Consider the following 23,819-nt stretch of genomic DNA (forward strand, 5'->3'; position numbering starts at 1 on the left):
TCGGCCCGCGCCGCAGTAGCTGGCATCGAAGATATGAGCGCAAAGGCCGTTGCTGATCTTGCCGCCCGCCTTGGAGAAGAAAGCAGTGCTGCGATCGACCAGGTCATGCGCAGTCGTGCCTCGGAAGTCGCGGTTCATCTCGAACAGGCCGCTGCCCAAGCAGCTGGGGTCAGCCGCGACGCGGCGGTTCAGTTGCGCGATCAATTAGCAAAGGTCAACGAGCTGGCCAGCAATCTGGAGCGCCGGGTGGCTCACGCCCGCAGCCGCGCCGAAGAACAGGTCGACAATGACTTTGCTAGGCGCGTCGCACTTATCAACGAATCTCTCAATTCCCATGCCATCGATATATCGCGGGCGATGGATTCCGATGTGTCGGATACCGCCTGGGCAGCCTATCTTAAGGGAGACCGCGGGATATTCACGCGCCGCGCGGTCAAGTTGCTCGAAACACCCGATTCAAAAGCCGTTGCCCAACTCTACGATGACGACCGGAGTTTCCGCGATAACGTCAGCCGCTACATCCACGATTTCGAGGCGATGCTGCGGCAGCTCCTGTCGACACGTGATGGCCATGCCTTGGGCGTGACCTTGTTGTCGTCGGATATGGGCAAGCTCTATGTAGCCTTGGCGCAATCGATCGAAAGACTACGCGCCTAGCGTTCGTGGCTGGCGTAGAAGTCGAACAACGAGATATCGATCCAGTCATAGATGTAGTTCATATAGAACAATCCGAACAAGATTGCGGCTAGAATGGTGGCGCGTTTTGCCACGCGTTTCGCATCAAAGTTTGCCGGGGCGCTATCCGCTTGTCCGGGTACCTTGGCAAGCCCAGCCTCGTCATGGGTTCGGATGCCAAACGGAAGCACAAGGAACGCCGACAGCACCCAGAAGAGCGTAAATATGGCGACGATGGAAGTCAGCTTCATTGGAATCAATACTCCGGCAAGATGACGCGCACCTGGGGTTTCTTGCCTGACCAACGCTGCGCGGCCCGGCGCGCGGCAAGGCGCGCTGCTTCGGATACGGCGTCGCGGTCATGGCGCTGCCCACTTTTCATCCGAGCCAGAGCAGCGGCAACGTCTTCCTTGGCCTCATGCAGAAAATCGTCGAGATCTTCGTCTAGCGGTAGACCAATTGCCTCGACATGAGCGCGGCCCTTGCCATCCAGTACAACGATTACCAGTCCGCTTTGCGCCAGTCGCCGCCGCATGACTTGAGCCTCTCCGTTGGCCGGCGCGATGATGTCCCCATCGAGGATCAAACGTCCTGCTCTGACTTCGCTGATCTTGCCCGGCTTCCCGGGAGCCAGACGGACAAGATCGCCGTTTTGCTGGACCACCGCCTTTGGAACGCCGCTGGCTTTGCCGACCCGCGCCTGTTCGCGCATGTGACGAACCTCGCCGTGAACCGGCACCAGGATTTCCGGCCGCAACCAGCCATAAAGCGCTTCAAGTTCCGGTCGGCCCGGATGTCCAGACACATGAATATGGCTCTGCCGGTCGGTGACCAACTTTATGTCCCGCGCGGCGAGGCGGTTCTGAATGCGCCCGATGGCAATTTCGTTTCCGGGGATCTGTCGGCTCGAAAACAGCACTACGTCGCCAGCTTCAAGCGCAATCTGGTGACTGTCTTCGGATATACGCGACAGAGCGGCGCGAGGTTCTCCCTGCCCACCGGTAGCGAGTATCAGCACATCGCCGCGCGGCAGTCCCATCGCGGTATCGAAATCAATCAGCGGCGGCAGCTCTTGCAGGTAGCCGCAAGCCTGCCCTGTTCGGATGATGCGGTCGAGCGATCGCCCTGCTACACACAATTGCCGTTTTGTTGCTTTTGCCACTTCGCCCAATGTCTGCAAGCGCGCGACGTTGGAGGCAAACGTCGTCACCACCACGCGCTTTCCGGCGTGGCGGGCTACTTCGGCCAGCAGTCCATCGCGCACATCGCCTTCAGATCCGGAGGGTTCGGGGTTGAACACGTTGGTTGAATCGCAAACCAGCGCCAGCACACCACCATCGCCAATAGCGGTCAATTCCTCGGACGTGGCAGGAGTGCCAATTAAAGGCCTGTCATCAAGCTTCCAGTCACCCGTATGGAAGATGTTGCCGTAAGGCGTGTCAATCAAGAGCGCATTACCTTCGGCGATTGAGTGTGCGAGCGGTACGTAACGGATGCCGAACGGCCCGAGCTCAAACCGGTCAAGATGGTCAATCACATTCAATTCGACCGTTGCAGCGTTGCCTGCTTCCTCCAGCTTGGCAGCAACCAGCTTGGCGGTGAAAGGCGTCGCAAACAGCGGCACGCCCAGTTCCTCGGCGAAATAGGGCACCGCGCCAATATGATCTTCATGCGCGTGAGTAAGAACGATCCCGATCAGATCCTTTTTACGCTCCTCGATAAACTCCAGGTCCGCGAAAACGAGCTCTGTCCCGGGATATTCGTTCATTCCAAAGGTCATGCCCAGATCAACCATCAGCCACTTGCCATCGCAGCCGTAGAGATTGACGTTCATTCCAATCTCTCCCGACCCGCCGAGAGCCAGGAACAGCAATTCATTACCCGGTTTCATGCGGTAGTCCGATTTGAATAGAGGAGGGCAATACCGCGCAGGGTCAGTTCGGGTTCGACCCGGTCAAACAGGTCGGTATGCATCTGGAACAGCGGTGCCAGGCCGCCAGTGGCAATCACCTTTACCGGACGGCCGATCTCCTTTTTGAGCCGGGCGATCATGCCCTCGATCATAGACACGTAACCCCAGTAGATCCCGATCTGCATCTGGCTGACGGTGTCTCGGCCAATCACGCTATCGCTAGGCGGTGGCTCGATCGCAATGCGCGGAAGCATCGCGGCAGCGTTGTACAAAGCATCGAGCGACAGGCTGACCCCGGTGGCGATCGAACCGCCCAAATAGGCACCGTCAGCGCCGATGTGATCAAAGGTTGTCGCTGTTCCAAAGCTGATGACGATCTTGTCGCCTGCTTCCAGCGCTTGTGCGGCAATTGCATTGACTGCACGGTCGGCACCCAGTGCGCGCGGTTCATCAACCTTAAGCGCGATCCCCCATTCGACTGGCGCACGTCCACCGATCAAGGCTTCCACCCTGAAGTATTTGGTCGCCAGTTCCTGCAGGTTATGCAGCGCGCGAGGAACAACCGATGCAATCACCACCGCGTTCACGTCTTCGCGCGAAAAGCCCTCCATGCTAAGCAACTGGACAAGCCACACGGCGTATTCATCGGCAGTTCGCTTCACATCAGTGGCAATCCGCCAGCGTTGAACGATGCTGCCATTGGCATCGACCAGCGCGAACTTGACGTTGGTGTTGCCGTTGTCGATCGCCAGCAGCATGGCTGCGCTTCCTTCCTGGTCAGGCAAGGCGCACTTCGCCCGCGTGGATTGTGCGCGTCGTGCCGTTTGCAAGCCGGAGTTGCAAGGCTCCATCTGCGGCAAGTCCTGCAAATGTGCCGTGCAGCGTTTCCTCCCCAGGCTCTCCAATCCGCAGCGGAGTGCCTGCCGGGTGTGCCAACGCCTGCCAGCGCGCAAGAACCGCTTCCAAACCATAAACTCGCCAGCGCGCCACCTCTGCGTCGAGATGGCTGGCCAGATTTGCCGCAAACAGATCGCGATCTGGCGGCGCACCGAACTTTGCCAGGGTTGCCGTATCGCGGTCGGAAAGAACGGGAGCTGCTTTAAGGTTCACCCCGATCCCGGCGATTACACTTCCTCCGACCATTTCGAGCAGGATGCCGGCCAATTTTGCGTTGCCTACCAACACGTCGTTCGGCCATTTCAACACAACGCGATGCGGTGGGGCGAGATAAGACGTTACCGCCTCTGCCACTGCCAGTGCAGCGACCAAAGCCAGCGTGCCGGCGGGAGGATCACACCTGCCAACATGGATTACCGTCGATCCCATGAAATTACCCGCGCCATCAAACCAGGTGCGTCCATGGCGGCCCTTGCCGGCAGACTGCCGGTCAGCAACCAGCCAATAGCCTTCAGTAATCCGTTCTCCCGCCGCAAGTCGAGCGGCAAGGTCAGCGTTGGTTGAACCTGTTACTGGGACAGTCTTGATCAAGTGCCTGCAAACAGCGCACCTGCCGCGAGCGAAGACAGGTCACTCAACCACTTGGTCAGCAGGTAGCCGAGCGGCGATATGATCAGCGCTGCCAGCAATAACAGCGCTTGGTGGACCCAATCGCTTTTACCCAGGGCAACCCCTGCCGGTTCGTCAAAATACATTACTTTGACGACTTTCAGATAATAAAACGCACCAATAACGCTGGCGGCGATGCCTATGATCGCAAGTGGCAGCAGATCCGCTGCCACGGCGGCCTGGAACACCACGAACTTGCCCCAGAACCCGAATAACGGCGGGATGCCAGCCAAACTTAACATGACCATTGCAAAGCACAGGCTGAGCACCTTGCGCTCACGCGACAAACCGGCGATCTGGTCAATCTGTTCGACCTGGTTGCCATCCACGTCCTTGAGCATCAACAGTGCCACAAATCCGCCCACGGTCATGGCAACATAAATCGCCAGATAGACCAGCATTGCCCCCACTCCGGCCGGGGTAGCGGCGGCCAGACCAATCAGCAGAAAGCCGACATTGTTGATAGAGCTGTAAGCCAGCAGGCGCTTTAGATTGCTTTGCCCTATCGCACCCAGCGCGCCAATTATGATCGACATCAACGACACGACAATGACAATTTGCTGCCAAGCAACAGTCTGCGCGCCGAACGGGACGATCGCAATCCGCATGGTCAGCGCCAATGCGGCTACCTTGGGGGCTGAGGCAAAGAACATGGTCACCGGCGTCGGCGCGCCTTCGTAAACGTCCGGTGTCCACATATGAAAAGGTGCGGCGCTGATCTTGAAAGCCAGGCCTGCCAGCATGAATACCAGGCCGAACAGCGCGCCGGTCGAAATGTCACCGGTAAGCGCTGCGGCTATGCCGGCAAAGCTGGTGGTGCCGGCAAAACCGTAGGTCAGGCTCATCCCGAACAGCAGGATGCCGCTTGCCAATGCGCCAAGGACAAAATATTTGAGCCCCGCTTCGGCCGAGCGCTGGTCGTTGCGCAGGAACGCTGCCAGCACATAGGCGGCAAGCGAGTTCAATTCGAGCCCGACATACAGCGTCAACAGGTTGGTGGCCGAAACCATCATGCCCATGCCCGCCACGGCGAACAGAACCAGCACCGGATATTCGGGCCGCATCGAACGTGCTTTTTCAAAGAATACCGGCGCGATCAGAAGGCTCGCGCCCGCCGCGGCATAGACCAGTAGCTTTGCGAAGGCGGCAAAGGAGTCACCGGAATAAAGCCCGTCAAAGGCATTGGCGGCATCCCCGCGCAGCCCGCCGCACAGCGCAGGCACAACGATAATCGCGGCAATCGCCAGCGCCAGCACCGAAAGCCAGGTAATGGCACGCGCGTCGCGCTGACCGCGCGACCAGGCGGAAGCAAGAAGCAGGACCAGGCCTGTCACGCTCAGGAGTTCCTCGGGCGCAACCAGAGTTAGCGAGTGGGTCCAGCTCATCAGTGCGCTCTCATCGGCGCGGAGGCTGGCTGCTCGTGCCCGGTCTCAGTCACGGCGCGAACTGCTGACTGCGGTTTTCCTGGCGTCAACGTTGCATCGCCTGTGGGTCGTGCCCGGGACAAGCGTGCGTCCAACGCCGCAATATCCTGGCGCATGGGCCTCAGGAAACTTTCGGGGTAGATGCCCATCCATAGGACGGCACCAGCAAGAGGGACCATCATCAGCCACTCACGCAGGTCAAGGTCGGTCATCGCAGCAGCATCCGGATTTGCCTGGATCCCGAAAACGACGCGCCGATACAGATACAGCATATAGGCAGCCCCCAGGATTACGCCCATGCCGCAGACCGCGGCGACCCAGCTCGACACCTGGTAGACACCGGTCAGGGCCAGGACTTCACCCACAAAGCCGCTGGTGCCAGGCAGGCCAACCGATGCCATCGTAAACAGCATGAAGAACAGCGCGTAGCGGGGCATGCTGATGGCCAGCCCCCCATATCGGTTGATTTCCCGCGTGTGCAGCCGGTCGTAGATCACGCCGACCGCAAGGAACAAGGCACCCGAAACCAGCCCGTGGCTAAGCATGACAATCATCGAGCCTTCCAGCCCCTGGACATTGAAAGCAAAGAGCCCGATCGTCACGATCGCCATGTGCGCAACTGAAGAATAGGCTATGAGCTTCTTCATATCGTGCTGGACCAGCGCAATCAGGCTCGTCGCGATCACTGCTATCATTGACAGCGCAAAGATAAGCGGCGCGAACTGCGCGCTAGCCTCAGGAAACATCGGCAGCGAAAAGCGGATGAATCCATAGCCCCCCATCTTGAGCAGGACACCTGCCAGAATAACAGAGCCTGCAGTCGGTGCCTGTACGTGAGCATCGGGCAGCCAGGTATGAACCGGCCACATCGGCATCTTCACCGCAAAACTGGCGAAAAAGGCCAGCCACAGCCACTTTTGTGCGCCAACCGGGAAGTCATAGGCCATCAGGGTCGGGATGTCCGTCGTCCCGGCATCGTTCACCATCCACATCATGGCGATCAACATCAGAACCGAACCAAGCAGGGTGTAGAGGAAGAACTTGTAACTCGCGTAAATCCGGTCCGCTCCGCCCCAAACGCCGATGATCAGATACATCGGGATGAGGCCGGCTTCGAACATGATGTAGAACAGGAATAGATCCTGCGCTGCAAACACGCCGATCATCAGCGTTTCCATGAGCAGGAAAGCAGCCATGTATTCGCCAACCCGCTTGTCGATCGAGCGCCACGAAGCGCCAATGCAGATCGGCATAAGGAATACCGAAAGCATGATCAGTAGCAAGGCAATGCCGTCGATCCCCAGCTTATACGAAAAACCCGCAAACAACGCGACATTCTCGGTAAACTGCCATTGCGCGCCGCCAATATCGTAGCGGGACCAAAGCACAACGCCGAGTGCGAAGTCTATCAGCGTTGCCGCCAAGGCTAGCCTTCTCGCGGTTTGTGCGCCGGCAAGCAGACAACCCAGAGCCGCCAGAAGCGGCACGGCGAGCAACAGCGTGAGGATGGGGAAACCAGTCATTCTAGTGCACCATCACCCAGCTGATCGCCGCGGTCAGACCGAGCAGCATGACCAGCGCATAACTGTAAAGATAACCCGATTGGAAGCGCTGCGCGCCGCGGCTTCCCTGGGCAACAACCCAGGCCGCGCCGTTGGGTCCAAACCGGTCGATCAACCCAATGTCGCCTAACTTCCAGAACTTTTCCCCCAGCCAGAAGGCGGGCCGAACAAAGACACGGTCATAAAGCTCGTCGAAGTACCACTTGTTATAGACAAACCGGTATAGACCGCCAAGTTGCGCCGCGACCTGCGCCGGGGTTTCGGGCTTGCGGATATAGAATTGCCAGGCGGTGAGAAAGCCGGTCAGCATCACGGCGAACGGCGCCCATTTCACCTGCCAGGGAACGCCGTGCATGTGGTGGATCAGTTCCTCGCTGAACGCGACGCTGCCCTTCCAGAACTCGCCCGGACCCCCGCTGATGAAGGAATGATGGAAAGCAAATCCAGCCAGCACCGCGCCGGTCGACAGGAGCACCAGCGGCACCAGCATGCTTAGCGGACTTTCATGCGGATGATAGCCGGCGGTGCCGTCATCGTGGTGCCCGTGGGCATGCGTATCAGCGCCATGATGATCACCGTGCGCTGCATGCTGAACATGTTCGGACCCGGCCCAACGCGGCTTGCCATAGAAGGTCAGGAACATCAGACGCCACGAATAGAAGCTTGTCAGCAGCGCCGCGAAAATGCCCATCCAGAACCCGAAACGGCCACTTTCACTGGCTGAGGCATAGGCTGCTTCAAGGATGGAGTCCTTTGAATAGAATCCCGCGAAGCCGAATACGTCGACAATGCCGACCCCGGTAATTGCCAACGTGCCTGCCATCATTGCCCAGAAGGTCCAAGGGATCTGTTTGCGCAGCCCGCCATAGAACCGCATATCCTGTTCGTGGTGCATTGCATGGATGACCGATCCTGCACCCAGGAAAAGCAGCGCCTTGAAAAAGGCGTGGGTGAACAGGTGAAACATCGCCGCACCCGGCGCGCCGACACCGGCAGCAACGAACATGTAGCCCAGCTGCGAACAGGTCGAATAGGCAATAACGCGCTTGATGTCCCACTGCGTCGTGCCAATCGTCGCGGCGAAGAACAGCGTACAGGCGCCGACGATCGTGACGAAGGCCATTGCGGTCGGGCTGGCGGCGAACATCGGTGACAGGCGGCAAACCATGAACACGCCCGCCGTGACCATGGTCGCGGCGTGGATCAACGCCGACACAGGGGTCGGTCCTTCCATCGCGTCAGGCAGCCAGGTGTGGAGGCCGAGCTGGGCGGATTTACCCATTGCACCGATGAACAGGAGTACGCACAGGATCGTCATTGTATCCCATTGCATGCCGAGAAAATGAATGGTTGATCCAGCCATGGCCGGCGCACGAACCAGGATTTCGGGGATAGACACTGTATTGAACACCAGGAAGGTGCCGAAAATCCCCAGCATGAAACCCAGATCGCCAACGCGGTTGACCACAAAGGCCTTGATCGCTGCGGCGCTGGCCGAAGGCTTCCTGAACCAAAAACCTATCAGCAGGTACGAGGCAAGGCCGACCCCTTCCCACCCAAAAAACATCTGGACCAGATTGTCAGCGGTCACCAACATCAGCATGGCGAAGGTGAACAGCGACAGGTAAGCGAAAAACCGCGGCTGATCCGGGTCTTCGTCCATGTAACCCCACGAATAAAGGTGAACCAGCGCCGAGACCGACGTGACAACCACCAACATCACGGCAGTCAGAGTATCGACCCGCAGCGCCCAGTCGAAAGAGAGCGCGCCCGACCGGACCCATTGCAGCACCGGAACCACATGCGGTTCGGCATGGCCGCCCAGGAAACCGAGGAAGATCGGCCAGCTCAACGCGCAGGCAATGAACAGCGCGCCCGTGGTCACTGTCTTGGCCGCAACACTGCCCAGCGCCCGATTGCCCAGGCCAGCGATCATCGCTGCCAGCAGCGGCAGGAAAACGATGAAGAGGATCGGATCCACTGGTACCTTACCCCTTCAGGTTGTGGACGTCGTCAACCGCTATGGTGCCGCGGTCACGGAAATAGATTACAAGAATAGCCAATCCTACGGCGGCCTCGCCAGCGGCCACGGTCAGCACGAACATAGCAAATATCTGCCCGGTCAGATCGTGAAGATAGCTGGAAAAGGCGACGAGATTGATGTTCACCGCCAGCAAGATCAGCTCGATTGCCATCAGAATGATGATCACGTTCTTGCGGTTGAGAAAAATCCCCAGCACGCCCAGTACAAATAGGATCGAGCTGACGGTTACGTAATGGCCGATACCGATCATAGCGTCACCCCCTGCCCGACTTCGGGCTTGACGTTAACCGTCGCCTCGTCCGGCCGCCGAGCGATCTGACGGCCGATGTTCTGACCTCGCACGCCGCTGCGCTGGCGATGGGTCAGTACGATTGCACCAACCATTGCAACCAACAGCAGCACCCCGGCGGCTTCGAACAGGAACAGGTATTTGCTGTAAAGCAGCATGCCGACCGCTTCGATATTGCTGGCCGCAGCGCCCGTAGGGGCCGAACCATCCGGAGTGCCCAGCTTGATCCCGCCGACGCTCCAGGCGCCGATACCGATGCCCATTTCGGCCAGCAGCACCACCGCAAGCAGCAGCCCCAGCGGGAAATTGCGGACAAACCCAGCGCGCAGCTGCGCAAAATCGATGTCGAGCATCATCACCACGAACAAAAACAATACCGCGACTGCGCCGACGTAGACGATGACCAGCAGCATCGCGATGAACTCCGCCCCGACCAGCACCATAAGTCCGGCCGCGTTGAAGAACGCGACGATCAGCCACAGCACCGAATGGACCGGGTTGCGCGCCAGGATCGTCACCGCGCCGGCCAGCACGGTCAGCGTGGCAAACAGGTAAAAGGCAAGAACCGTGATCATCTGCGCGCGCCCCTAGCGATACGGCGCATCGGCTTCAAGGTTCGCGGCCAGTGCCCGCTCCCACTTGTCCCCGTTCGCCAGCAGCTTGGTCTTGTCGTAGAGCAATTCCTCGCGCGTTTCAGTCGCATATTCGAAGTTCGGCCCCTCGACGATGGCATCGACCGGGCAGGCTTCCTGGCAAAAGCCGCAGAAGATGCATTTGGTCATGTCGATGTCATAGCGGGTGGTGCGGCGCGAACCGTCATCGCGCGGTTCGGCCTCGATGGTTATCGCCTGCGCCGGGCAGACCGCCTCGCACAGCTTGCAGGCAATGCAGCGCTCCTCGCCGTTGGGATAGCGCCGCAGCGCATGCTCTCCGCGAAAGCGCGGGCTGAGCGGATTTTTCTCGAACGGATAGTTGATCGTCGCCTTGGGCTTGAAGAAATACTTCAAGGTCAGCCAGTGCGCCTTGACGAACTCCCACAGAGTAAAAGATTTGATGAGTTGCCCGACCGTCATATGCCGTACCTCGTGTACATAAGCCACGCGCTTACCAGCACGACGAACAGCAGCGACACTGGTAAGAACACTTTCCAGCCAAGCCGCATCAGCTGGTCATAGCGATAGCGCGGGACGGTCGCCTTGACCCAGCTGAAAACGAAGAAAAAGAACAAGATCTTGGCGAAAAGCCACAGCCAGCCTGGGATCACGATGCCCGGGAACAGTCCAAGGAACGGAATGTCGATCAAGGGCAGCCACCCGCCCCAGAACAGCGTAGCGTTGAGCGCGCACATCAGCAGGACGTTGGCATACTCGCCCAGCCAGTAGAGCGCGAAGCTCATGCTGGAATATTCGGTCTGATAGCCAGCGACGAGCTCGCTCTCCGCTTCGGTCAGGTCGAACGGCGCACGGGCGGTTTCGGCCATGCCGGAAATCAGGAACATCACCCACATCGGGAACAGCAGCGGGTTGAACACGAACCCGTTGAACAGCCAGACGTGATTTTCCTGCGCCTTGACGATGCCGTTCAAATTAAACGTCCCCGCCCACATCACCACGCAGATCAGGATGAACCCGATTGACACTTCGTAGGAGATCATCTGGGCGCTGGCGCGCATCGCCGAGAAGAAAGGGTATTTCGAGTTTGACGCCCACCCGGCGATGATCACGCCGTAGACGCCGAGCGAGGAGATCGCGAGGACGTAGAGCAGCCCGACGTTGATGTCCGCCAGCACGGCGCCCGAATTGAACGGGATCACCGCCCAGGCCATCAGGGCCACGGTAAAGGTGATGATCGGCGCGATCAGAAACAGGCCCTTGTTGGCCGCCGAAGGGACGATGGTTTCCTGCAGAAACACTTTGAGCCCGTCGGCGAAAGACTGCAGCAGGCCCCACGGGCCGACCACATTGGGACCGCGGCGCAGCGCCATCGCTGCCCAGATCTTGCGATCGGCATAGATTACCATCGCAACGGACAGCATCAGCGGCAGGGCGATGAGCAGGATACCGACAATTGTGGCGGTCAGCCATGCTGCGTCGTAAGACATCCACTGGTTGAAGAAGGCGGTCATTCCGCAGCCTCTGCGAATACTTCCCCGTTCAACAGTTCGGCCGAGCAGCGCTGCATCGTTTCGCTGGCGCGGGCGATTGCGTTGGTAAGGTAGAAGTCCTTAATCGGATAGCCCTCGATCATGCCTTTGCCGCCGGCCTTTCCATTGGGCAAAGCACCGTAACCCGCTACGCCTTCGCGGCCCAGCGCGGGAACGTCGGAAGCCATTGCAGTGCGTAGCTGGTCAAAGCTGTCGAAGCCGACCGATATGCCCAAAGCGTCAGCCATCGCGCGCAGGATCGTCCAGTCTTCGCGCGCGTCGCCCGGGGCAAAGACCGCCTTGTCGGCGAACTGCACCCGGCCCTCGGTGTTGACGTACGTCCCGGACTTTTCGCTGAACGCCGCAGCGGGCAGGACGACATCGGCGGCATGGGCGCCCTTGTCTCCGTGGTGCCCGATGTAGACGATCATAGAGCCTGCAAACTTGGTATAGTCCACCTCATCCGCGCCTAGTGAAATCAGCATCTTGGGCTTGGCCTGCACCACATCGGCAATACCACCCCGTTGCGCATACCCAAGCATCAACCCGCCCATCCGCGCCGCCGCCATGTGCAGCACGTTGAAGCCGTTCCAGCCTTCGCGCACCAGCTTGAACTGCCCGGCAAAGGCCAGGCCAGCAGCCAGCGCGCCTTTGCCCAAAGCTGCACCGCCCATGATGATTGCCGGACGCTCAGCCTTGGCAAAGGCATCGGCAGCGGCCTTGGGTAATTTGCCCAGCACCGCCAGATCATTACCCAGGAATGTCGCGGGGAACGTGGTCTCCCACTCAGGCCCGACGATGAACACCTTGCCGCCCCGTTTAGCGATCTTTCGCAGGCGCGGGTTAAGTACCGCCGCTTCCCAGCGAACGTGACTACCGACGATCAGCAGCGCGTCGGCGTCCTCGATACCGGCCAGGCCGGAATTGAAATTGACCGCAGCCAGGTTTGAACAATCATAGTCCATCCCGGTCTGGCGCCCTTCGAGCAGGCTGGAACCCAGCGCCCCGGCCAGCGCCTTGGCGGCGAACATCGTTTCGCAATCGACCATGTCGCCCGCGACAACCGCAACCGACTTGCCCGGCTTGATCGCGGCGATGGCGGCAAAAGCTTCGTCCCAACTGGTCGCAACCAGCTTGCCGTCACGCCGCAGCCACGGCTTGTCGAGGCGGCGGCGGGTCAGTCCATCGACCATGTAGCGGCCCTTGTCAGACAGCCATTCCTCGTTCACGTCGTCGTTGATCCGCGGCAGGATGCGCAGCACTTCGCGGCCCCGGCTGTCGAGGCGGATGTTGGAACCCAGCGCGTCCGATACGTCGATCGACAGCGTCTTTTTCAACTCCCACGGCCGCGCTTCGAAAGCGTACGGCCCACTGGTCAGCGCGCCGACCGGGCACAGATCGATCACATTGGCCGAAAGCTCGTGCTTGGCCGCCTTTTCCAGATATGTGGTGATCTGCATGTTTTCGCCGCGGTACAGCGCGCCGATTTCATCCACCCCGGCCACTTCCTCGCTGAAGCGCACGCAGCGGGTGCACTGGATGCAGCGGGTCATTGTGGTCTTGATCAGCGGCCCCATGTATTTTTCGGTGACCGCGCGCTTTTCTTCGTGAAAACGTGAGCGGCCCCGGCCATAGGCGACCGACTGGTCCTGCAAATCGCACTCACCGCCCTGATCGCAGATCGGGCAATCGAGCGGGTGGTTGATCAGGAGAAACTCCATCACCCCTTCACGCGCGGCCTTGACCATCTGGCTGTCGGTCTTGATCACCTGACCTTCGGTCGCGGGCAGCGCGCACGACGCCTGCGGCTTGGGCGGTCCGGGGGCAACCTCAACCAGACACATCCGGCAATTGCCCGCGATAGACAGCCGCTCGTGGTAGCAAAACCGCGGGATTTCTTTGCCCGCCAGCTCGCACGCCTGGAGCACGGTGGCCCCGGCGGGAACTTCGAGTTCGATGCCGTCTACGGTGACTTTAGGCATCCAAATATTCCTGCTTCAGAGCCAATCGCTTTTCGAACTCATCTCTCAAGGTAGCGCATTCTCGATCGACTAACGCTATGGCACTTGCTTCGCTCAAGTCGGCAAGTGGCACATGCTTATGTTTGCCAGTAAACTGAACGAGACTTATAAATCCCTCACGGGCGTAACCCAAGAGCACTGGGTCATCCGATTCAGCCGCCCGAGCAACAATAGCGGCCTTAATAATCTCAGCTTCGAAAGGTAGCGCAGCGTTGCCAGCGGGAAACTTCTCTAAGAGCTCCGCAAATTGCCCTACTATCTCGTCGCAAGTGAGCTGCGTAGTACGCGCTGATGAACCAAATAGCTTCACTCTGCCGCCTCCCGCACATTTTCCGCAATCCGCCGTTCCAGCTCGGGACGGAAGTGTTTGATCAGGCCCTGGATCGGCCACGCCGCCGCATCGCCCAGCGCGCAGATAGTGTGGCCTTCGACCTGCTTGGTGACCTGCTGGAGCATATCGATTTCCTCAACCGCAGCATCACCCGTCCGCAGGCGTTCCATCACCCGCCACATCCAGCCGGTGCCTTCGCGGCAGGGGGTGCACTGGCCGCAGCTTTCGTGCTTGTAGAAGTAGGACAGGCGGGCAATCGCGCGGACGATGTCGGTCGACTTGTCCATGACGATGACAGCCGCGGTGCCAAGGCCCGAGCCGACCGCCTTCAGACCGTCGAAGTCCATCGGCGCGTCCCAGATCTCGGCCGCCGGAACCAGCGGGACCGAGGAGCCGCCGGGGATTACCGCCAGCAGGTTACCGCGCCCGCCGGTGATGCCGCCGCAATGCTTTTCGATCAGTTCCGAGAACGGAATGCTCATCGCCTCTTCCACCACGCAGGGCTTGTTCACGTGCCCGCTGATCTGGAAGAGCTTGGTGCCCTTGTTGCCCTCGCGCCCGAAGCTTGAGAACCAGGAAGCGCCGCGCCGCAGTATCGTGGGGGCGACCGCGATGCTTTCAACGTTGTTGACCGTGGTCGGGCAGCCATAGAGGCCTGCCCCGGCCGGGAATGGTGGTTTGAGGCGCGGCTGGCCCTTCTTGCCTTCCAGGCTTTCGATCATCGCGGTTTCTTCGCCGCAGATGTATGCACCCGCGCCGCGGTGGACAAAGACATCGAAATCGTAACCTGATTTGCAGGCGTTCTTCCCGATCAGCCCGGCATCATAGGCTTCCTGCACTGCCGCTTCGAGCACCTGCGCCTCGCGGATGTATTCGCCGCGGATGTAGATGTAGGCGGCGCGCGCGCGCATCGCGTAGCCCGCCACCAGCGCGCCTTCGATCAGCTTATGCGGATCGTGGCGGATGATTTCACGGTCCTTGCAGCTGCCCGGCTCAGACTCGTCGGCATTGATGACCAGAAAGCTGGGGCGGCCGTCCTTCGATTCCTTGGGCATGAACGACCACTTGAGCCCGGTCGGGAACCCGGCCCCGCCGCGCCCGCGCAGGCCGCTGGCCTTGATTTCCTCGATAATCGCATCCTGCCCGCGGGCCATCAGCACCTTGGTATCGTCCCAATCGCCCCGGGCTTGGGCGGCCTTGAGGTTCCACGGCTGGTAGCCATAGACATTGGTGAAAATGCGGTCTTTGTCGTGGAGCGACATGGCTTACCATTCCCCCCGGTAATCGTGGTTGGCCTTGACCATCTGCTGCAGCGAACTGAGCGCACCAACCGGCTCAACCGTGTGCCGCTCCGGGTCTTGGGTACCTTCCTTGGGCGTCTTGCCGGCCGCCAGTGCATCGAGCACCGCGTCGAAGCGTTCCACTGTCAGATCCTCATAATTGCCATCGTTGATCTGGACCATCGGCGCGCTGGCGCAGTTGCCCATGCATTCGACTTCGGTCAGGGTCCACATCCCGTCGTCAGTGGTGTGGCCCTTGTGCATTCCGCGCTTGGCGCAGACGGCCATGATGTCGTCCGAGCCGCGCAGCATGCACGGCGTGGTGCCGCAGACCTGGACGTGAAATTTGCCCACCGGAACCAGGTTGTACATGAAATAGAACGTCGCCACTTCGACCACGCGGATCACCGGCATGTCGAGATAGCGGGCGACATATTCCATCACCGGGATCGGCAGCCAGCCCTGGGTGCCGGTCTCTTCACCCACCTGGCGCTGGGCAAAGTCGAGCAGCGCCATTACCGCCGAGCGCTGACGCCCGTCGGGATATTTGGCGATCGCCGTTTTGGCCTTGGCGTCCCAGGCCTTGGAAAAGGCAAAGCCGCCCCACCGCACGCGCAGTTCGGGCGTATCGGGTTCGAGATGACGGTCAGCCATGTCAGTTCCGAACCATCATCACGTTTGCAGTGGTAGTTCGGGTAACTTGGCCTTTGCTCAAGTAGACCATCATGGCGCTCGGTTGGTCCTTTGCTTTGCGGTCCTTGCAATACCATTGCACGCCAAAGCTACCGTTCGGCAGCGGTTCCAATTCGGCAGCTTTGCAACCTTTGACTGAGGCAACCGTCGCATCGAGATTGGCAAATTCCGGATGTCCAATTTGCCGATCCAAAATCGCATCAGAAACAGGCTGACCAGCGATCATTTGATTAAGGACAGCGCGGACTGCCCGCTCGTCAGCATATTTTGCTCCAGTAATCATTGGAACCAGAGCCAAGAATATCAGCTCACGCCTCACCGGTCACACTCCCCGAACACCACGTCGATCGCGCCGAGGATGGCGGTCGCGTCGGGCAGCATGTGGCCTTTGCACATGAAGTCCATCGCTTGCAGGTGCGAGAACGCGGTCGGGCGGATCTTGCAGCGGTAGGGTTTGTTGCTGCCGTCGCTGACCAGATAGACCCCGAATTCACCCTTGGGGCTTTCGGTGGCGACATAGACTTCGCCGGCCGGCACGTGAAAGCCTTCGGTGTAAAGCTTGAAGTGATGGATCAGGCTTTCCATCGAGCTTTTCATTTCGGCGCGCTTGGGCGGTACCACCTTGCGGTCGTCCGAGGCGATCGGACCCGAGGGCATTTCGGCGATGCACTGGCGGATGATCCGGGCCGACTGGTGCACTTCCTCAACCCGGACCATGAAGCGGTCATAGCAATCACTGCGGGTGCCGACCGGGATCTCGAAATCCATCCGGTCATAGACGTCATAGGGCTGGCTTTTGCGCAGGTCCCACGGCACCCCGGCGGCGCGGATCATCGGGCCGGAAAAGCCCCAGGCCAGCGCGTCTTCCTTGCTGACCAGGGCAATGTCGACGTTTCGCTGCTTGAAGATGCGATTGTCGACCACCAGGCTCATCGCATCATTGAACAGCGGCCTCAGCCGGGTGTCGAGCCAGGCGTCGATATCGTCGAGCAGGTCCTGCGGCACGTCCTGATGGACTCCGCCGGGACGGAACCATGCGCTGTGCATCCGGGCACCGCTGGCACGTTCGAAGAAGTTGAGGCAGTCCTCGCGAATTTCGAACAGCCACAGGTTCGGCGTCATCGCGCCGACGTCCATCACGTGGGACCCCATGTTGAGCATGTGGTTGCAGATGCGGGTAAGCTCGGCGAACAGCACGCGCAGGTACTGGGCGCGTAGCGGCACTTCCAAGTTGAGCAGCTTTTCAATGGCGAGCACGTAGGAGTGTTCCATCGCCAGCGGGCTGCAATAGTCGAGCCGGTCGAAATAGGGCAGCGCCTGGAGATAGGTCTTGTGCTCGATCAGCTTTTCTGTGCCGCGGTGAAGCAGGCCGACGTGGCAATCGACCCGTTCGATCAGCTCACCGTCCAGTTCCAGCACCATGCGCAGAACGCCGTGCGCGGCGGGGTGCTGCGGACCGAAGTTGATCGTGTAATTGGAAATGACTTCGTCACCGGTGGTCGGCGACTGTTCGAGAGTGAAGCTCATGCTTTATCTCCCTTTTTCGGCCTGCTGCTGGTCTTCTTCGGTGCAGCGGCATCAGCCTTGGCCGTCGTATGCACGGCCGGAGCGCCCGCGCTCTTGGTGTCGGCAGCCGCGGCGTTGGCCTTCGCGCCAGCTCCCGTTTGCGCGGGCGTGGGCGTCGCGGTCGGCGTTGGAGCGGCAGTGGTCGGCGTGGCATTCTCATCGCCGGGAAGGACATAATCGGCCCCTTCCCACGGGCTCATAAAATCGAACTGTCGCAGATCCTGCGCCAGTTTGACCGGTTCGTAGACGACACGCTGGTCTTCCTCGGAATAGCGCAGCTCGACATAGCCGGTGAGCGGAAAATCCTTGCGGAAGGGGTGCCCTTCAAAACCATAGTCAGTCAGGATCCGGCGAAGATCGGTGTTTCCTTCGAAAATCACGCCGTACATGTCGAACACTTCGCGTTCCAGCCAACCGGCATTGGGCCACAGGTGCGTGACAGTGGGCACCGGCGTGCTCTCGCTGGCGGTCACCTTGACGATCAGGCGGTGGTTGCGGGTGACCGATAGCAGCATATAGACCACGTCAAACCGCTCGGCCCTCTGGGGGTAGTCAGCACCGGCGATTTCCATCAGCTGCTGGTATTGATGCGTGTCACGCAGCGCAGCGAGGCATTCACCGATCGCTCCGCGCGCAACGGTAAGGATAATCTCGCCGTGCTCTTCGCGGCCATTCAGCAACTTGGCACCCAGCGTTTGGGTGACTGCGGCAACTACGCCCTCGTTCGAGGCCATGCGCGGCGCAGAGTGAAGCACGCTCATCACGCCATCACCGCTCGATCGTGCCGACGCGGCGGATTTTGCGCTGCAATTGCATTACGCCGTACAGCAGCGCCTCGGCCGTGGGCGGGCACCCGGGAACGTAGATATCGACCGGGACAATCCGGTCACATCCGCGCACAACTGAATAGCTATAATGGTAATAGCCGCCGCCATTGGCGCAGCTGCCCATCGATATCACGTATTTGGGATCCGACATCTGGTCGTAGACCTTGCGCAGCGCCGGGGCCATCTTGTTGCACAGCGTGCCGGCGACAATCATCACATCGGACTGGCGCGGGGACGCGCGCGGGGCGACGCCAAACCGTTCCATGTCATAACGCGGCATGTTGACGTGGATCATTTCGACCGCGCAGCAAGCCAGGCCAAAAGTCATCCACCACAAGCTGCCAGTGCGGGCCCACTGGAACAGATCTTCGGTACTGGTAACCAGGAAGCCCTTGTCATGGACTTCACCATTGATGTCGTTGAAAAAGCTCTGGTCCGGCGGCGTGACCGGCTGACCTGCGGCAAGCGGTTGTCCCGCAGAATTGACGAGCGTGCTCATTCCCAGTCCAGTGCTCCGACTTTCCAGGCATAGGCGAGCCCGACAAGCAGTTCGCCGATGAATATCATCATCGTGATCCATGCCGACCAGCCCAGCTTGGTGAAAGTCACCGCCCAGGGAAACAGAAACGCGGCTTCCAGATCGAAGACCACGAAAAGGATGGCCAGCAGATAAAAACGGACGTCGAACTGGCTGCGCGGATCCTCAAACGCGGGAAAGCCGCATTCGTACTCGCTGAGTTTCTCAGCAGTTGGATTATGTGCACCCGTCAGGCGGGCAACACCCATTGGCAGGAACACAAAGGCCGCCGACAGGCCCAGCGCGATGGCCAGGAAGATCAGGATCGGCAAATATTGCGACAGGTCGACCACGTGAAGTCCCTTGGCGCCGGAATCGGCATTGCGAACGTTGAGCGCGCCCTAGTCCCGGGACATGAGCGACGCAAGTAGGCAAGGCCGGTTTGCACCATCTATTGCAATCTTTGCAACCTCCCCGAGGGGCAATTCTGCGTCAACCCAGTTCGCGGGCCAACGTCTTGCGCGTGGTCTTGCCATAGGGCGGCATCAAGCCTGCCAGCTTGGCGACATTGGTTTTGGGCTGGTGATAGACCGAGCGGGCATGACTGAAAGTCTTGAAGCCTTCAGGGCCATGATAACTGCCCATGCCCGACGGACCGATACCGCCGAACGGAAGATCATCGATCGACACGTGGAACACTACGTCGTTTACGGTCGCACCACCTGAAATTGTGCGGGTCAACACACGCTCGCGCTCAGCGCTGTCCTCACCGAAATAATACAGACCCAGCGGGCGGTCGTGCGCGTTAACATAGTCAATCGCCTCGTCGATCGCCTTATAGGTCTTGACCGGCAGGACCGGTCCGAAAATCTCGTCCTGCATCACCGCCATATCGTCGCTCACACCTCTCAGGATGGTCAGCGGCATCTTGTGTCCGTTGGATGATGAGAAATCCTCGTTCCCCGGATTGACCTCGATAGCCTCGGCGCCCTTCGCCTTGGCATCATCGATCAGGCCCTGGATCCGGTCGCGGTGGCGCGCATTTACGACAGAGGTGTAGTCATCGTTGTTAAGCAGCGTCGGATACATCGCGCTCACTGCCTTGCTGACCGCGCCAATTGCCCGGTCCTCCATGTCCTGCGGGACCATCATGTAATCAGGCGCAAGGCAGATCTGCCCAGCATTGAGCATCTTGCCCATCGCGATGCGCTCACCCGCGCGCTCGATGTTGGCGCTGCGTCCAAGGATGGTGGGCGACTTGCCGCCCAGTTCAAGCGTAACCGGGACAAGGTTGTCGGCGGCCGCATGGAGAACATGCTTGCCGACCCCGGTAGCGCCGGTGAACAGCAAGTGATCGAACGGCAGTGAGCAGAACGCCTGGCCTACGTCCGGTCCGCCGACACAAACCGCCAATTCATCCTCGCCGAAGTATTTGGCAAAGACATCTTTCATCATTTGCGAGGTATCTTCAGTGAACTCGCTTGGTTTGATCATCGCCCGGTTGCCGGCCGCGAACGCCTGGGCCAGCGGGCCGACCGTCAGCCCGACCGGGAAGTTCCATGGACTGACAATGCCGACCACCCCCTTGGGTTCATAACGCAATTCGGCCTTGGCCCCCAGCAGCCCGAGCGGAAACATCGGGCTTCGCCGTTCTGTCCGCGCCCAACGGTCAATGTGCTTGAGGCAATATTTGGCCGCGGTGACTGATGGCATGATATCGGTCATCAGGCTTTGTTCGTGGCTCCGATGCCCGAAATCGCGGCTGATCGCGCGGGCGAAATCATCGCCGCTGTCCTTCATCATCGCAATCACCCGCTTAAGCCGGTCCTTGCGCACCGATAGCGGTTCAGGCCGCGCGGCAGTAAAGGCATCACGCTGGACCTGCAGAAGCGATTGCATTGCGGCGGTATCGGCAGGCATTGGTATCTCCCGTTTTGAATTGCCACCTTTGTTTCCTATGTCGAGGCCAATGGCAAGGCGATTGCCATCGCCGCAGTGCAGCATTAAGATCGCGGCAATCCTTTCCTCTTGCTCAAAAGAGAACCCTGCCATGGCCCAGATTTCCGCGAACGATCCCATCGTCATCTTGTCCTATGCCCGCACCCCGATGGGCGCGATGCAAGGCGCGCTGGCCGATGTCGCCGCGACCGATCTTGGCGCGACTGCAATCAAGGCGGCGGTGGAACGGGCGGGCGTCAACGGCGCGGAAATTGATCGCGTGTACATGGGCTGTGTTCTGCCCGCAGGGCTTGGCCAGGCCCCTGCCCGTCAGGCGGCGATCAAGGCTGGTCTACCCAAGTCGGTCGAGGCGACGACCGTGAACAAGGTTTGCGGATCAGGCATGCAAACTCTGATCATGGGCGCCGAGGCACTGGCCGCCGGGACGATTGACCTGGTCGTCGCAGGCGGAATGGAAAGCATGACCAACGCGCCCTATATTCTCAAAAAGCACCGCTCAGGTGCGCGGATCGGTCATGATACGGCCTATGATCACATGTTCCTTGACGGGCTTGAAGACGCGTATGAACCCGGCCGGGCGATGGGGACCTTTGCCCAGGATACCGCCAACGAATACCAGCTGACACGTGAGGCACAGGATGGCTACTCGATTGAGTCGCTCCGCCGCGCCAAGGCCGCAATAGATGAAGGTGCCTTTGCTGACGAAATTGCGCCAGTGACCGTGATCAGCCGGACAGGTGAAAGCGTTGTCGACACTGATGAAGCACCGAGTAAGGGTCGTCCCGACAAGATTCCTGGTCTGAAACCTGCCTTCGCCAAGGACGGCACAATCACAGCAGCAACCTCAAGCTCGATCTCGGATGGCGCAGCCGCACTCGTCCTGACCCGAGAGAGCGAAGCCAGGGCCAAGGGCCTCTGTCCCGTCGCCAAGGTCATCGCACTGGCGGCCCATGCCCAGGAACCCAAGGATTTTACCACTGCCCCGGTCGGCGCAATCACCAAGTTGCTGGACTGTGCGGGATGGAAGCTGGACGATGTTGATCTGTTCGAAGTGAACGAGGCGTTCGCTTGCGTTGCGATGTTCGCGATGCAGGATCTAGGAATCCCGCATGAAAAGATTAACGTTCACGGGGGCGCAACAGCCTTAGGGCATCCGATCGGCGCGTCGGGCGCGCGCATTGTTACCACGCTGATTGCAGCCCTTAAGCGGCATGGCAAGACCAAGGGCGTCGCCAGCCTATGCATTGGCGGCGGCGAAGCAACCGCAGTTGCCATCGAACTAGTCTAAGCGGCAATATCCGCCGCTGTGGCAAGCCTTCAGAGCTCGCCTGCTCCCCACAAGCGATCTTGCCGGATAAAACCAGCACGATCGCCAATTCGAACGCCGCACCAGTCAGCGCGGCAATCATCAAGCAGGGCGACAACCCCGGGTTCAACGCGCCACAGCAAGCGCGCATCGCCTGATGCCTTGTCCCGCATTTCGGCAAGACCCTTACCGTCGACGAAAGCGCTTCTCTGGCGCGTGAGGAACCGGGCCAGCATCCAGCCCCGGGCGCCATCCGGGTCTTCGACCAATCGCCAGCCTTCCATCATCCGGATGACTTTTACCGGCAATTGGGGTCGGTGATAAACCCATTGGATACGGTAGTCCTCACCCGGCCCGGCACGCATGTTGACTTCGCCGGCCCGGATCGAAGCCCAGTAAGGCGTCTTGACGTCGTCGGCTGACGCAGCAGTAGCAATTAACGCGGCGCAAAGGCCGGAAATGAAGATTCGCAGAGAGTTCATAACAGTTGATTCTCCGATAGACCTGGTCGCCCGTGCGCTTCAAGTGGCTTGACCAGTGTAGCACCCCAAGCCTAGCGACCAATGCATGACTGTCGTCACAGAAACCGCTCCTGGACGCCGGCTGCCCGGGCGGCCCCGCGTTCACGTCACCCGCCGGTTATTGCCTTCGGTAGAGGCACGGATGAGCGAGCTTTTCGACGTTGTCCTTAACACCGATGACCGTCCGCTTGGCCGCGAAGGACTGGTAGGCGCGATGCGCGACAGCGACGTCATTGTTCCCACGGTCACTGATCGGATCGACGGCGCGATGCTGGCAGAAGCAGGCGACCGGCTGGGCATGATCGCCAACTTTGGCGCGGGCATTGAACATATTGACTTGGCGGCAGCGCGGCGGCGCAAGATCATCGTTACCAACACGCCCGGCGTGTTCACCGATGATACGGCTGATCTGGCGATGATGTTGATCCTGTCTGTGCCCCGCCGCCTGGGTGAAGGCAGCCGCCTGATACGCGATGGGCATTGGACCGGGTGGGCGCCGTCTGCCATGCTGGGCCGCTGCATTGGTGGAAAGCGGCTTGGCATCGTTGGCATGGGCCGGATCGGACAGGCCGTGGCACACCGCGCCCGCGCCTTTGGGCTCGACGTGGTCTATCACAACCGCCAACGCCTTCCACCCAGCGTCGAGAACATGTTTGGTGCCGCATACGAACCGGATCTGGAGAAACTGATTGCAGAGGCTGATATCCTGACGCTTCACTGTCCATCGGGGCCGGAAACACGCCACCTTCTTAATTCGGCCAGGTTGGCCGAGATGAAGCCGACCGCCTACATTATCAATACCGCACGCGGAGACCTGATTGACGAAGAAGCGTTGATCGCAGCATTGCAGCAGGGCGCGATCGCCGGAGCCGGTCTGGACGTCTTTGCTTCCGAGCCGGCAGTCGACGATCGGCTGATTGATCTTCCCAACGTCATCACCTTGCCTCATTTGGGCAGCGCGACGGTCGAAGGAAGGGAGCATGCAGGCGAAAAGATTATCGCCAACATCCGTTTTTGGGTCGACGGCCATCGTCCGCCCGATCAGGTGCTGACAGGCTGGGTATAACCTCTACCGCGCGCAACAAGCTAACGTTCTGGCGCTTGCGAACCTTGCGATCATTGCTCTAAGGCGCCGCACACGAAAATCGCGGGCAAGGATGCCGCGCGGGGGAGATACGGTTCA

At 60.0% G+C, this 23,819-nt stretch carries 24 protein-coding genes and 1 pseudogene; 3 read left to right on the forward strand and 22 right to left on the reverse strand.

Going from position 1 to position 23,819, the window contains the following annotated elements; translation table 11 throughout:
- Window positions 1-657 (forward strand): annotated as a pseudogene (locus tag Q0L62_RS13500) (ATPase); the annotation flags it as partial.
- Here the strand turns inward: Q0L62_RS13500 and Q0L62_RS13505 are convergent.
- The 21 genes from Q0L62_RS13505 to Q0L62_RS13605 all read right to left on the reverse strand — a co-directional run bounded on the left by Q0L62_RS13505 (window position 654) and on the right by Q0L62_RS13605 (window position 20,770).
- On the reverse strand, window positions 654-926 hold the full coding sequence (locus Q0L62_RS13505; protein ID WP_296680841.1) for a DUF1467 family protein: 273 nt from the start codon (window positions 924-926) through the stop codon (window positions 654-656). The pseudogene Q0L62_RS13500 and the gene Q0L62_RS13505 sit on opposite strands and share 4 nt — an antisense overlap.
- Before the next feature lie 5 nt (window positions 927-931).
- Window positions 932-2,566, reverse strand: a complete 1,635-nt coding sequence (locus tag Q0L62_RS13510; protein ID WP_296680844.1) for a ribonuclease J — start codon at window positions 2,564-2,566, stop codon at window positions 932-934.
- Window positions 2,563-3,345 carry a type III pantothenate kinase gene (locus tag Q0L62_RS13515; RefSeq protein ID WP_296680847.1) on the reverse strand — a complete coding sequence of 261 codons (783 nt, stop codon included), beginning with the start codon at window positions 3,343-3,345 and terminating at the stop codon, window positions 2,563-2,565. The genes Q0L62_RS13510 and Q0L62_RS13515 overlap by 4 nt, the downstream gene beginning before the upstream one ends.
- Before the next feature lie 19 nt (window positions 3,346-3,364).
- Entirely contained in the window at window positions 3,365-4,075 is a 711-nt protein-coding gene (locus Q0L62_RS13520; RefSeq protein ID WP_296680850.1) for a biotin--[acetyl-CoA-carboxylase] ligase, read from the reverse strand.
- A complete protein-coding gene (gene nuoN, locus Q0L62_RS13525) occupies window positions 4,072-5,538 on the reverse strand; it encodes an NADH-quinone oxidoreductase subunit NuoN (RefSeq protein ID WP_296680853.1) in 1,467 nt (488 codons plus the stop codon). The genes Q0L62_RS13520 and nuoN overlap by 4 nt, the downstream gene beginning before the upstream one ends.
- Complete coding sequence (locus Q0L62_RS13530) at window positions 5,538-7,100, reverse strand: NADH-quinone oxidoreductase subunit M (protein ID WP_296680857.1); 1,563 nt, start codon at window positions 7,098-7,100, stop codon at window positions 5,538-5,540. Before Q0L62_RS13530 ends, nuoN begins: the two co-directional genes overlap by 1 nt.
- 1 nt (window position 7,101) lies before the next feature.
- The gene (gene nuoL / locus Q0L62_RS13535; RefSeq protein ID WP_296680860.1) at window positions 7,102-9,120 is read right to left on the reverse strand and encodes an NADH-quinone oxidoreductase subunit L; all 2,019 of its coding nucleotides are present in this window, start codon (window positions 9,118-9,120) and stop codon (window positions 7,102-7,104) included.
- Window positions 9,121-9,127: 7 nt separating this feature from the next.
- Window positions 9,128-9,433, reverse strand: a complete 306-nt coding sequence (gene nuoK / locus Q0L62_RS13540; RefSeq protein ID WP_296680862.1) for an NADH-quinone oxidoreductase subunit NuoK — start codon at window positions 9,431-9,433, stop codon at window positions 9,128-9,130.
- Window positions 9,430-10,047: an NADH-quinone oxidoreductase subunit J gene (locus Q0L62_RS13545; protein WP_296680864.1), complete on the reverse strand. Its 618-nt coding sequence runs from the start codon at window positions 10,045-10,047 to the stop codon at window positions 9,430-9,432. The genes nuoK and Q0L62_RS13545 overlap by 4 nt, the downstream gene beginning before the upstream one ends.
- 12 nt (window positions 10,048-10,059) lie before the next feature.
- Complete coding sequence (gene nuoI, locus Q0L62_RS13550; RefSeq protein WP_296680867.1) at window positions 10,060-10,545, reverse strand: NADH-quinone oxidoreductase subunit NuoI; 486 nt, start codon at window positions 10,543-10,545, stop codon at window positions 10,060-10,062.
- On the reverse strand, window positions 10,542-11,597 hold the full coding sequence (gene nuoH, locus Q0L62_RS13555; protein WP_296680870.1) for an NADH-quinone oxidoreductase subunit NuoH: 1,056 nt from the start codon (window positions 11,595-11,597) through the stop codon (window positions 10,542-10,544). Before nuoH ends, nuoI begins: the two co-directional genes overlap by 4 nt.
- A complete protein-coding gene (nuoG, locus tag Q0L62_RS13560; protein ID WP_296680874.1) occupies window positions 11,594-13,597 on the reverse strand; it encodes an NADH-quinone oxidoreductase subunit NuoG in 2,004 nt (667 codons plus the stop codon). The genes nuoH and nuoG overlap by 4 nt, the downstream gene beginning before the upstream one ends.
- On the reverse strand, window positions 13,590-13,946 hold the full coding sequence (locus tag Q0L62_RS13565; protein WP_296680876.1) for a hypothetical protein: 357 nt from the start codon (window positions 13,944-13,946) through the stop codon (window positions 13,590-13,592). The genes nuoG and Q0L62_RS13565 overlap by 8 nt, the downstream gene beginning before the upstream one ends.
- The gene (gene nuoF / locus Q0L62_RS13570; RefSeq protein ID WP_296680878.1) at window positions 13,943-15,229 is read right to left on the reverse strand and encodes an NADH-quinone oxidoreductase subunit NuoF; all 1,287 of its coding nucleotides are present in this window, start codon (window positions 15,227-15,229) and stop codon (window positions 13,943-13,945) included. Before nuoF ends, Q0L62_RS13565 begins: the two co-directional genes overlap by 4 nt.
- A 3-nt stretch (window positions 15,230-15,232) precedes the next feature.
- The gene (nuoE, locus tag Q0L62_RS13575) at window positions 15,233-15,901 is read right to left on the reverse strand and encodes an NADH-quinone oxidoreductase subunit NuoE (RefSeq protein WP_296680881.1); all 669 of its coding nucleotides are present in this window, start codon (window positions 15,899-15,901) and stop codon (window positions 15,233-15,235) included.
- A 1-nt stretch (window position 15,902) separates the two neighbouring features.
- A complete protein-coding gene (locus tag Q0L62_RS13580; RefSeq protein ID WP_296680884.1) occupies window positions 15,903-16,259 on the reverse strand; it encodes a hypothetical protein in 357 nt (118 codons plus the stop codon).
- Window positions 16,256-17,467, reverse strand: coding sequence for an NADH-quinone oxidoreductase subunit D (locus Q0L62_RS13585; protein WP_296680887.1), 1,212 nt, complete (start codon window positions 17,465-17,467; stop codon window positions 16,256-16,258). The genes Q0L62_RS13580 and Q0L62_RS13585 overlap by 4 nt, the downstream gene beginning before the upstream one ends.
- Window positions 17,464-18,267: an NADH-quinone oxidoreductase subunit C gene (locus tag Q0L62_RS13590; protein WP_296680889.1), complete on the reverse strand. Its 804-nt coding sequence runs from the start codon at window positions 18,265-18,267 to the stop codon at window positions 17,464-17,466. Before Q0L62_RS13590 ends, Q0L62_RS13585 begins: the two co-directional genes overlap by 4 nt.
- 7 nt (window positions 18,268-18,274) lie before the next feature.
- The gene (locus tag Q0L62_RS13595; protein ID WP_296680891.1) at window positions 18,275-18,832 is read right to left on the reverse strand and encodes an NADH-quinone oxidoreductase subunit B family protein; all 558 of its coding nucleotides are present in this window, start codon (window positions 18,830-18,832) and stop codon (window positions 18,275-18,277) included.
- Window positions 18,829-19,203 carry an NADH-quinone oxidoreductase subunit A gene (gene ndhC, locus Q0L62_RS13600; RefSeq protein ID WP_296680894.1) on the reverse strand — a complete coding sequence of 125 codons (375 nt, stop codon included), beginning with the start codon at window positions 19,201-19,203 and terminating at the stop codon, window positions 18,829-18,831. Before ndhC ends, Q0L62_RS13595 begins: the two co-directional genes overlap by 4 nt.
- 139 nt (window positions 19,204-19,342) lie before the next feature.
- On the reverse strand, window positions 19,343-20,770 hold the full coding sequence (locus Q0L62_RS13605) for a coniferyl aldehyde dehydrogenase (protein ID WP_296680897.1): 1,428 nt from the start codon (window positions 20,768-20,770) through the stop codon (window positions 19,343-19,345).
- A gap of 130 nt (window positions 20,771-20,900) precedes the next feature.
- Here Q0L62_RS13605 and Q0L62_RS13610 point away from each other — a divergent pair, with 130 nt between their 5' ends.
- Window positions 20,901-22,097 (forward strand): acetyl-CoA C-acyltransferase, encoded by a 1,197-nt coding sequence (locus tag Q0L62_RS13610; RefSeq protein WP_296680900.1) that lies wholly within the window; start codon window positions 20,901-20,903, stop codon window positions 22,095-22,097.
- A gap of 29 nt (window positions 22,098-22,126) precedes the next feature.
- On the opposite strand, the gene Q0L62_RS13615 is transcribed toward Q0L62_RS13610, so the two are convergent.
- Window positions 22,127-22,597, reverse strand: a complete 471-nt coding sequence (locus Q0L62_RS13615) for an SH3 domain-containing protein (RefSeq protein WP_296680903.1) — start codon at window positions 22,595-22,597, stop codon at window positions 22,127-22,129.
- An 85-nt stretch (window positions 22,598-22,682) separates the two neighbouring features.
- Between Q0L62_RS13615 and Q0L62_RS13620 the strand changes: the two genes are divergently transcribed.
- On the forward strand, window positions 22,683-23,702 hold the full coding sequence (locus tag Q0L62_RS13620; RefSeq protein WP_296680906.1) for a D-glycerate dehydrogenase: 1,020 nt from the start codon (window positions 22,683-22,685) through the stop codon (window positions 23,700-23,702).
- Window positions 23,703-23,819: the final 117 nt, after the last annotated feature.

It is taken from the genome of Novosphingobium sp., assembly GCF_024642085.1.
In the GTDB taxonomy this organism is placed as follows: Bacteria; Pseudomonadota; Alphaproteobacteria; order Sphingomonadales; family Sphingomonadaceae; genus Novosphingobium.